The 8,989-nt window shown below is 73.7% G+C and carries 9 protein-coding genes; 4 read left to right on the top strand and 5 right to left on the bottom strand.

The features are described from left to right. The first annotated feature begins 9 nt into the window (after positions 1 to 9). Together ACFW9D_RS32815 and ACFW9D_RS32810 are read left to right on the top strand one after the other, a co-directional pair. On the top strand, positions 10 to 1,203 hold the full coding sequence (locus tag ACFW9D_RS32815; protein WP_384628086.1) for an MFS transporter: 1,194 nt from the start codon (positions 10 to 12) through the stop codon (positions 1,201 to 1,203). A 49-nt stretch (positions 1,204 to 1,252) separates the two neighbouring features. After that, positions 1,253 to 2,020, top strand: a complete 768-nt coding sequence (locus ACFW9D_RS32810; protein WP_384628083.1) for a class I SAM-dependent methyltransferase — start codon at positions 1,253 to 1,255, stop codon at positions 2,018 to 2,020. 31 nt (positions 2,021 to 2,051) lie between these two features. Here the strand turns inward: ACFW9D_RS32810 and ACFW9D_RS32805 are convergent, their stop codons facing one another. Both ACFW9D_RS32805 and ACFW9D_RS32800 read right to left on the bottom strand, forming a co-directional pair. Continuing rightward, entirely contained in the window at positions 2,052 to 2,642 is a 591-nt protein-coding gene (locus ACFW9D_RS32805) for a hypothetical protein (RefSeq protein WP_384628063.1), read from the bottom strand. A 54-nt stretch (positions 2,643 to 2,696) separates the two neighbouring features. Continuing rightward, complete coding sequence (locus tag ACFW9D_RS32800; RefSeq protein ID WP_384628060.1) at positions 2,697 to 3,644, bottom strand: hypothetical protein; 948 nt, start codon at positions 3,642 to 3,644, stop codon at positions 2,697 to 2,699. Between the two features lie 158 nt (positions 3,645 to 3,802). On the opposite strand from ACFW9D_RS32800, the gene ACFW9D_RS32795 reads away from it, so the two are divergent. Continuing rightward, positions 3,803 to 4,357 carry a GNAT family N-acetyltransferase gene (locus ACFW9D_RS32795; RefSeq protein WP_384628057.1) on the top strand — a complete coding sequence of 185 codons (555 nt, stop codon included), beginning with the start codon at positions 3,803 to 3,805 and terminating at the stop codon, positions 4,355 to 4,357. On the opposite strand, the gene ACFW9D_RS32790 is transcribed toward ACFW9D_RS32795, so the two are convergent. Next, positions 4,337 to 5,563 carry an MFS transporter gene (locus ACFW9D_RS32790; RefSeq protein WP_384628055.1) on the bottom strand — a complete coding sequence of 409 codons (1,227 nt, stop codon included), beginning with the start codon at positions 5,561 to 5,563 and terminating at the stop codon, positions 4,337 to 4,339. The two genes, ACFW9D_RS32795 and ACFW9D_RS32790, sit on opposite strands and share 21 nt — an antisense overlap. A 417-nt stretch (positions 5,564 to 5,980) precedes the next feature. Here ACFW9D_RS32790 and ACFW9D_RS32785 point away from each other — a divergent pair, with 417 nt between their 5' ends. Next, the gene (locus tag ACFW9D_RS32785) at positions 5,981 to 6,973 is read left to right on the top strand and encodes a zinc-dependent alcohol dehydrogenase family protein (protein WP_384628052.1); all 993 of its coding nucleotides are present in this window, start codon (positions 5,981 to 5,983) and stop codon (positions 6,971 to 6,973) included. A 15-nt stretch (positions 6,974 to 6,988) separates the two neighbouring features. Here ACFW9D_RS32785 and ACFW9D_RS32780 read toward each other — a convergent pair whose 3' ends face one another. Next, entirely contained in the window at positions 6,989 to 7,465 is a 477-nt protein-coding gene (locus ACFW9D_RS32780; RefSeq protein ID WP_188340767.1) for a GNAT family N-acetyltransferase, read from the bottom strand. A 109-nt stretch (positions 7,466 to 7,574) separates the two neighbouring features. Continuing rightward, positions 7,575 to 8,798 (bottom strand): cytochrome P450, encoded by a 1,224-nt coding sequence (locus ACFW9D_RS32775; RefSeq protein WP_384628050.1) that lies wholly within the window; start codon positions 8,796 to 8,798, stop codon positions 7,575 to 7,577. Positions 8,799 to 8,989 lie beyond the last annotated feature (191 nt).

Genomic DNA, 8,989 nt, shown 5'->3' with positions numbered 1-8,989 from the left:
GTCGGACCCGTGTCTCCCCCGGCCGGGGATCCCCCGGCCGGATGGCCGGCCGTGGTCGCGGTGACGCTCGGCATCTTCTCGATCGTGACGACCGAGATCCTGCCGATCGGGCTGCTCACCGAGATCGGGGCCGGTTTCACCGTCTCCGACGGGGTGGCGGGGCTGACGATGACGATGCCGGGCTTCCTCGCGGCCGTCGCCGCGCCCGCGGTGACGGTGGCGACGGCGCGCATCGACCGGCGTCTGATGCTCTGCGCGCTGACGGGCCTGCTCGCCGTCGCGAACTTCCTGGCCGCGGCGGCGCCCTTCTACGGTCTCGTCCTGGTCTCCCGGGTGCTGGTCGGCATCGTCATCGGCGGCTTCTGGTCCATCGGGGCCGGCCTCGCCGAGCGGCTGGTCGCCCCGGCCTCGGCCGGCCGGGCCACCGCGGTGATCTTCTCGGCGGTGCCCCTGGGCTCGGTCCTGGGCGTGCCCGCGGGTACGTTCATCGGTGAACTGGCGGGCTGGCGCACGGCGTTCGTCGTGATGGGCGCCCTGACCCTCGCCGTTCTCCTTCTTCTGCTGCTGTTCCTGCCGCCCCTGCCCACGCGCCGGGTGACGCGGCTGAGCGTGCTGCGCGGGGCGCTGCGCGGCGCCGGTACCCGCCGCGCGCTGCTGCTGACCTTCCTCGTCGTGTTGGCCCACTTCGGCACGTACACGTACGTGACCCCGTTCCTCGAGCGGGTGACGGGGGCCGGCCCGGCCCGGATCACGGTGTTCCTGCTGGTCTACGGTGCCGCGGGGATCGCCGGGAACTTCGCGGGCGGCGCCGTCGTCGGCCGTCACCCGCGGGCGGCCTTCGGTCTGGCCGCCGGTTCGATCGCCGCCGGGACGCTGCTCCTGCCGGTCCTGGGGCACGGTTCGGTGGGTGCCGTGGCGCTGCTGATCCTGTGGGGCGTCGGCTACGGCGCCGTCCCCGTCTGCTCCCAGACGTGGTTCGCCCGGGCGGACCCGGACGCCCCGGAGGTCGCGTCGGTCCTGTTCACGGCGTCCTTCCAGGCGACGATCTCGACGGGAGCGCTGGTCGGCGGCTTCGTCCTGGACCGCAGCTCTCCGTCGACGGTGATGGTGCTCGGCGGCATCACCGCGTCCCTCATGGTCGTGTCGGTCTGTTCGACCCGCCCGTCCCGCGCTCGTCCTGCCGACGGCGGCGGTCGGGCGTAGCGTCGGAGGGGTGAGTGGAATCGATGCGGACCGACAGTGGACGCGGGGCATGCCCGAGGCCTACGAGCGGCATCTGGCCCCCGTGTTCTTCCGGCCCTTCGCCGCGGACCTGGCGGCCCGGGCGGCGACCCTGCGTCCGCGCCGGGTCCTGGAGATCGCCGCGGGCACCGGCGCGCTGACCTCCGCCGTCCTCGCCGTGGCCCCGGACGCGACGGTCGTGGCGAGCGATCTCAACGAGGCGATGGTCGCGTGCGGTGCGCAGCGGGCTCCCGGGGCCGAGTGGCGGCAGGCGGACGCGCAGGAGCTGCCGTTCGAGGACGGCGCCTTCGATCTCGTCCTGTGCCAGTTCGGGGTCATGTTCTTCCCGGACCGGCCCGCCGCGTACGCGGAGGTGCGCAGGGTGCTCGTGCCGCAGGGACGGTTCCTGTTCAGCAGTTGGGGGCCGGTGGCGTCGCACGGTTTCGGGGCGGCGTTCCAGGCGGCGCTGGAGCGGGCGGTCCCGGACGGGGCGCCGACGTTCCTGCCGGAGATTCCGCACGGCTACAGCGATCCGCACGTCGTGACGGAGGATCTCGCGGCCGCGGGGCTGGCCCTCGACTCCGCGGTTGAGGTGACGCTGGACGGTGTCGCGGAGTCGGCCGCCTCCGTGGCCGCGGGGTTCCTCACCGGTACGCCGGTCGGCGTGGCGATCGCGGGCCGCGCGGACGCCGAGGCCGTCCGGGCCGCCGTCACGCGGGACATGACGGAGCAGCTCGGCTCCGGCCCCGTGACGGCCGCGATGACGGCGACGGTCTACACGGCACACCGCCCGGGCTGATCCGGACAGGGCGCCCGAACAGAACCGCCGGCTACGGGAGCGGCTCGCCCGTGCCGTGCTCGCCGTCGTCCTCGCGCTCCGGGTCCTCGGTCATGAACTCCGCCACGAGCTCGGCCGGGTTGGCCGCGGACGTCAGGGCGAACATCGCGTCCGGTTCGAACATGTCGTAGAGGAGCACGGGCAGCGGCCGCCCGAGGGCCGCGACGATCCGGCCGCTGTCGTGCAGGGGCCGGGCCGCCTTCACGCACACCTCGTAGAACCACTCGCACAGTTCCTCGTCGCGTTCGCCGGGCTCGTCGCCGTCCTCGTACCAGAGGCCCTGGGCCAGCGCCTCGCGGCGGAACGCCTGCGCGCCCTGCCCGTCCTGGCCTATGGCCCGGACGCCCTCGAGGCCGGTCGGCGGGAAGTAGGCGTAGCTCCAGCGGGCCTCCCAGGCGTCCGGTGTCTGCCCGGCGGCCTCCGCCGCGTCCGCCTCGGTGGTGTAGCCGATGGCCAGGTACGGGTGGCGGGGGTCCTGGTCGATGCTGTCGAGGCGGAACGTCACCGCGTAGATGCCGCGGTCCGCGGGGAACGTCCCGACGACCTCCTCCGCGTTCTGCCGCACGTACTCCGCGAACCTCATGCCCTCTCCCCGTTCAGCCGTCACCCCAGCACCGTAGCCCGCGGCCGGAGCGGCTCAGGACTCGGGCGCGTCCCGGTAGAGGCGGACGGTGCGGAGGATCTTCTTCACCGTGGCGTCGTCGACCTCGTCCTTCACGTTCTGGGCGCCGATGAAGGACCAGGACACGACCTTGCCCTGGGGGTTCTTGAAGGCGAAGGTCGTGGACTTGCCGTCGGTGGCGCACTTGTGGCGCTTGTCGGCTCCGGCGGACCAACTCGACGCGAGGCGGCCGCTGATGCCCGACGCGGTGGTGTACGACTCGACCGGGCCGGTCCGCACCTTCTTCTTGTCCGGCTGGGCGTAGAGGCCGTAGACCCAGGCGGAGGAGTCGTGGCGGGCCACCTGGTCGACGCTCGCGGCGTCCTGGTTGCGGCGGCTGCCCGCGCCCGCGAGAGCGGTGTCCTCCTTGGTGCCGTCCTGGTCGACGTCGTCCGTGCACCACTTCTCCTGGAGGTAGGCCGGGCCCTGGAAGGCGACCAGAGGAGTGTCGGAGGGGTCGTCGTCGTCCGCGGTGTAGGCGACCCAGCTGGGCGACTTGAGGCCCCACTCGGGCGGGACGTCGAAGGCGATGTGCGTGGTGGGGTTGGCGACGACCTTCCAGCCGTCGACGGTCGGCTGCGGGCCCTGGGACTGACGGGGGTTGCCGCTGGGCCGGGTGCTGCTGTCGTCGGACGCCGAGGCGGACGGGGTGGTGGGGCCGGCGTCGTTCTTGTCGTCGTCGTTCGTGAGGAACACGATGCCGGTCGTGGTGACGGCGGCCAGGGCGACCAGGACGGCGATCACCGCGCCGACGGTCCGGCCCCCGCCCTTCTTCGGCGGCCCGCCCGGCGAGGCGGGGACGGGCGGCATCGCTCCCTGGGTGGGGGCGTCGTGCTGCTGGGGGAAGCTCGGCACCGTAGGGGTGTACGGGTTCGGCTCCTGCGGGTTGTGCCCGCCGCCGGGGTACTGCGCTCCTTGGCTCATGGGGAGCAACGATAGGCATGTGGCTCCTGAGGTTCATGGGGCTCCGCATGTGTTCTCCCTCTCGTCCTGCCCGACTGCCGCATGACACCCCCTAACTGATGGCCCATCAGTTCACGTGGTCGTCATGTGCCCTTCCTGACTGCGCTACGTTTCCCGTCATGACCGGACTCGGACCTGTTGCCTGGCCGCCCGCCCCGATCAGGACCGGGAGGCTCGTGCTCCGCGAGTCCGCGGCCTGCGACCGTGCGGCGTTCATCGAGCTGTTCGCCTCGCCCGAGGTGGGCCGGTACGTCGGTGGCGCGCGCCCGCGGGACGAGCTGGAGCGGGCGGTGCCCGAGGTGCCCGGGCGGCGGCCCGGCACCTTCGTCGTCGAGCTCGACGGCGCGATGATCGGCATGGTCACGCTCGGCAGGCGCGACGCCGAGCGCCCGGGACACGTCCGTCCCGAGGCCGGCGAGGCGGAGCTCGGCTACCTGTTCCTGCCCGGGGCCTGGGGCCGCGGGTACGCCGCCGAGGCCTGCGCGGCCGTGCTCGCCTGGTGCGCGCGGGAGCTCCCGGGCGAGCCCGTGGTGCTCTGCGCGCAGAGCGCCAACGGGCCCGCCACCCGGCTCGCGTGGAAGCTGGGCTTCTCCGAGGCCGAGCGGTTCGAGGAGTACGGGGCCGAGCAGTGGTTCGGCGTCCTGCCGTCCCCCTCAGGGCCTGAGTTCGGCTGAGTCGGCCGGGGCGGACGGGGCCGGTTCCGTCGGGTGTGCCTCGGCGCGGGCGCGCGTGCGGGGCACCGCCGTGGCGAGGGCCATGGCCAGCAGGCCCACGAGGAGCAGGGCGAGCGCGGCCCCGGAGCGGTCGATGACGACACCGGCGGCCGCGGACGCCAGGGAAGCGCCCAGGTTCACCGCCGTGTTGATCCAGGTGGACGCCTCGGTCTGGCTGGATTCCGCGACGACCGTGTCCGCGACGAGGTACCCGGTGATCAGGGACGGGGCGAGGCAGAGGCCGACGAGCGCCAGGCCCGCCGCGAAGAGCACCAGGGTGTCGAGCCGGGACACGATCACGGCGGCGACGCCCATGCTCACGCACAGCGCGAACAGGCGGGTTCCGATGCCCGCCTTGAGCCTCAGCTGCCCGTAGACCAGGCCGCCGATCGCGCTGCCGCCCGCGAACGCCGCGAGGAGCCAGCCCGAGGCCTCGACCGCGCCGTGCCGGGCGGCGACGGCCGGTGCGGCGATCTCGGCGACCCCGAGCACGGCGCCCACCCCGAGGAGCGCGAGCAGGATCCGCGCGAATCCGGGCTGCCGCAGCGGACGCTCTCCGCGCCGCTCGGTGGCCCGTGAACCGCGCAGCGCCTTGGAGGAGGCGCTGGTGGTCATCGCGGCGGTGCCGAGCAGGACAGCGGCGGCGGTCACCCACAGTCCGGCGGCCGGCGAGGCGGCCGTGATGACGGCGGTGATGACGACGGGGCCCGCCACGAAGAGGAGCTCCTCACACACCGCGTCCATGCTGAACGCCTTGGTGCGCTGGTCCCCGGCCTCGGTCAGCGAGGCCCAGATCCTGCGCATCGCCGCTCCCAGCGGGGGCGCGGTCAGTCCGATCACCAGGCTGAGGGCGAGATACCAGGTGCCCGCGACGCCTTCGGCGCGGGTGAGGAGCGCGAGTCCGGCGAAGCCCGCGGCGTGCCCGGCGGACAGGGCGGTGAGGGCCACGCGCTGGCCGAACCGGTCGACGGACCGGGCGCGCCAGGGGGCGGCGACGACGTTGGCCGTTCCGAACACGGCGGTGGCGAGGCCGGCCTGGGCGTACGAACCCGTCCGGTCCTGCACCGTGAGGAGGAGGGCGAGGCCGCCCATCGCCAGGGCGGAGCGGGCGAGGAGCGCGGGCAGGAAGGCGCGCAGGGCGCCGGGGAGCAGAAGCACGGTGAGCACGGAAGGGGCTCCAGGGATGTGCGACCGGGGTGGGCCTCGGAGGTGCCGTGGCCGGTCGGCGGATCTGACGGATGTGGGGCCCGGGAGGGAAGCGCGCGGCGCACCCTGGGCGGACCGGAACCTGAGCGGGAGGAACTCAGGGCCGTCAGATGAACATCACGATGAGCACCCCGGGATCGTAGCCGACCGCCGACCGCCGTGTCCGGCGAACGAGGACTCCCGCGTCTCCGCAGCCCGGGACCGGCGCATCGGACCGGTCGGCGCGGGCCGCTGACCTGGAGGCTCGCGTCCGGGCCCGTGAGCGCGCTCGTAGGATGAGCCGTCCTGGTGTGTCCCTAGGTCTGTGTGTCCGTGTGTCCGTGGGTCCGTAGGTCTGTGTGTCCGTGGGTCCGTGTGGGTCGGTGAGGGAGGGCGAGGGTGCGCGCTGCCGTGGCCGGTTCTGCCGGTGCGCCGGCCGAGGTCGTGGCGGTCCGGGAGGTCGCCGGACCCGGGCTTCCCGGCGCGGGCGAGGTCGTCGTGCGGATGCTGGCGGCGACCGTCAATCCGTCGGACCTGGTGACGATCTCGGGGGCGTACGGGTCGCGTACGACGTTCCCGATGGTGCCCGGGTTCGAGGGGGTCGGGGTGGTCGACGCCGTGGGGCCTGGCGTGCCGAACTCGGCCGTGGGGCGGCGGGTGCTGCCGCTCGGGTCGGCCGGGGGCTGGCAGGAGTTCAAGCGGGTCGAGCACGCGTGGTGCGTCCCGGTGCCGGACGATGTGCCCGACGAGGTCGCCTGCTTCGCGTACATCAACCCGCTGACGGCGTCACTCATGGTCGAGCGCTTCTGTCCGCCGGGCACGCGCGGCGTCGTCGTCACCGCCGCCACGTCGGCGATCGGCGGGCATCTCGCCGAGCTGCTCGCGGAGCGCGGCGTCGCGCCGGTCGGGATCGTGCGGGGAACGCCGGGGCGGGCCGTGGCGGACCCCTCGCTGTGGCGGGACGTGATCCCCACGAGCGATCCGGGGTGGCGCGCCCGGCTCCGGGAGGCGCTCGGGCCGCGGGGCGCCGGGGTCGCGTACGACTGCGTCGGGGGCGATGTGGGCGGCGACGTGCACGCGCTGACCGCGCGGGACGGGGCCTTCGTGCATTACGGGCTGCTGTCGCGGGCGCCGCTCCCGGCCGCGTGTTTCTCCGGCGACGGCGCGCGCGTGGAGATGTTCCGTCTGCGCGACGTCGTGCACCGGTCGGAGGCCCGGCGACTGCCCGCTCTGATGGCCCCGGTCTTCGAGCATCTGCGCCGCGGACGGCTGCGTACGGCGATCGGGCCGCGGATCGCGCTCGGTGAACTGACCGCGTACTTCGAGGCGGAGCGCGACGAGGGCGCGGCGGGCCGGCCTCCCGGGAAGGTCCTGATCGACCCGCGGCGGTGACGGGCTTCCGCCGTGTCAGGCGAACAGGGTGAAGAGGACCTCGTCGACGTCCTCGCCACGGCCGTGTGCGAAACCCCGGTCGGTGCCGGTGCGTTGGAAGCCGCACTTCTCCAGGACCCGGACGGAGCCGGTGTTGTCGGCGGCCGCGCGGGCGTGCAGCGGGCGTTCGGGGGCGAGGGCGATCAAGGCGCGCAGGGCGGCCGTGGCGACGCCTCTCCCCCAGTACTGCCGGCCGATCCAGTAGGTGACCTCGCGGTCCTCGGGCGGGCCGAACACGGCGACGTGGCCGAGGATCTCGCCGCCTTCGCCCTCGACGGTGCGCAGGAGGACCGACGGGTCCTGCCGGTTGCGGTTCCAGTGGGAGTGGAAGGCGGGGCTGTCCGTCGGGTCCTTGGCCGTGAAGGCGGCCCACCGGATGCTCTCGGGGTCGTTCATCTGCACGAAGAAGACGGGCAGATCGGAGTCGAGCACGACGCGCAGCGTCACGTCCATCGGTGCCTCCTGGCCGGGTCGGGAGCATCGCTTCGCTCGCATCGGGAACACCTGGATGCTCCCACCGTCGACCGGCCTCCGGCCAGGCCCCGGTGCCGGTGTCAGACGGTCACCAGCGGACCGGGAGGGTCCGCGGGCCGCGGATGAGGCCCTCGCGCTGGAACTCCACCTCGTCGGGCGCGACGGCCAGACGCAGGTCCGGGAACCGGCGCAGCACCGTCGTGATCATGACGTCGGCCTCCATCCGGGCCATCAGCGCGGCGAGACAGAAGTGCGGGCCGTTGCCGAAGGCCAGGTGCCCCGGGCCCGGGCGGTCGAAGTCCAGCTCGTCGGGGGACGGGAAGACCTCGGGGTCGCGGTTGGCGGCGACGTAGGCGTTGTAGACGACGTCGCCCTCCTTGATGAGGTGACCGCCGAGTTCGACGTCCTCCAGGGCGATGCGCGGGATGCCGACGCCGTTGCGGTGCGGGACGTAGCGGTAGAGCTCCTCCACCGCCTTCGGAACCAACTCCGGTTCCCTGCACAGGCGTTCGAGCTGCTCGGGGTGGGTGAGCAGGGCGTACATCATCGAGCCGCTGTTGTTGCGCACGGCGTGACCGCCGCTGACGTAGACAGCCATCGCCAGGGAGATCGCCTCGTCGTCGGTGATCTCGCCCGAGGCGGTCGCCTCGGCGAGGACACCGGCGAGGTCGTCGCGGGGTTCGTCGCGGCGTCGGCGCAGCAGGCCCACGACACGGTCACGGGTGGCCGTGCGGGCCGCCTGGTTGCGTTCCTTGGCGTCCGCCTTGGACAGCAGGGCCTCGGAGTTCCCGGCCCAGGCGCGCCAGTCGCCCTCGTCGACGCCCAGGAACCAGCAGACGACGGCGATGGGGAGCGGGGTGTGCAGGCACTCCATCAGGTCGGCGGGCGAGCCCGCTTCCTCCATGGCGTCCAGCAGCTGGTTCGCGATGCGTTCCGTCATGGGGCGCAGTCGTTCCATGCTGCGGGCGGTGAAGGCGCGGGCCACGACGCGGCGCAGGCGGGTGTGCCGGGGCGGGTCGATGTACTGGAGTCCGGCGGTGTGCGACGCGACGGGCGTCGGGGCCATCGTGGTGACGGGCCGGCCGACGACCTGTTCCCGGGAGAAGCGTGGGTCGGAGGTGACGAAGCGGACGTCCTCGTAGCGGGTGACGAGCCAGGCGTGCCCGGAGCCGTAGGGCAGTCGGATCCGGGTGACGGGCTCGTCGCGCAGGACCTCGTCGAGGAAGGGGTCGGGGGTGAGCCGGTCCAGGTCCTCGACGGGCCAGAAACGAATCGCGGGCGACGACGGTGCAGAGGTCGATTCGAGTGTCATCGGCCGTCCATTCCTTCTCGGGCTGCTGGCGTTCCCGGCCCGGTGTCCTCCGGCGCCCGGATTCCTGGAAGCCTGCCCGGCGGCCTGGCGGACCGGACGGCGGGGGGCGCCCTAGGGCGGCGGGGGGGGGGGGGGGGCGGGGCCAGGGCCGCCCCAAGGGGCGCGCCCGCTACAGGGCCGGGGGGGGCCGG

Origin of the sequence: Streptomyces sp. NPDC059524 (assembly GCF_042749255.1) — a bacterium.
In the GTDB taxonomy this organism is placed as follows: Bacteria; Actinomycetota; Actinomycetes; order Streptomycetales; family Streptomycetaceae; genus Streptomyces; species Streptomyces xanthii.
Note: the sequence above shows the minus strand (reverse complement) of the source record. Positions and strands in the feature narration are given on the sequence as shown.

Excerpts from the sequence above, each read along its gene's own strand:
- ACFW9D_RS32805 (WP_384628063.1), bottom strand. The coding sequence starts at position 2,642 with ATGAGGTTCGCGGAGTACGTGCGGCAGAACGCGGAGGAGGTCGTCGGG.
- ACFW9D_RS32795 (WP_384628057.1), top strand. The coding sequence starts at position 3,803 with ATGACCGGACTCGGACCTGTTGCCTGGCCGCCCGCCCCGATCAGGACC.
- ACFW9D_RS32800 (WP_384628060.1), bottom strand. The coding sequence starts at position 3,644 with ATGAGCCAAGGAGCGCAGTACCCCGGCGGCGGGCACAACCCGCAGGAG.
- ACFW9D_RS32780 (WP_188340767.1), bottom strand. The coding sequence starts at position 7,465 with ATGGACGTGACGCTGCGCGTCGTGCTCGACTCCGATCTGCCCGTCTTC.
- ACFW9D_RS32775 (WP_384628050.1), bottom strand. The coding sequence starts at position 8,798 with ATGACACTCGAATCGACCTCTGCACCGTCGTCGCCCGCGATTCGTTTC.
- ACFW9D_RS32810 (WP_384628083.1), top strand. The coding sequence starts at position 1,253 with ATGCCCGAGGCCTACGAGCGGCATCTGGCCCCCGTGTTCTTCCGGCCC.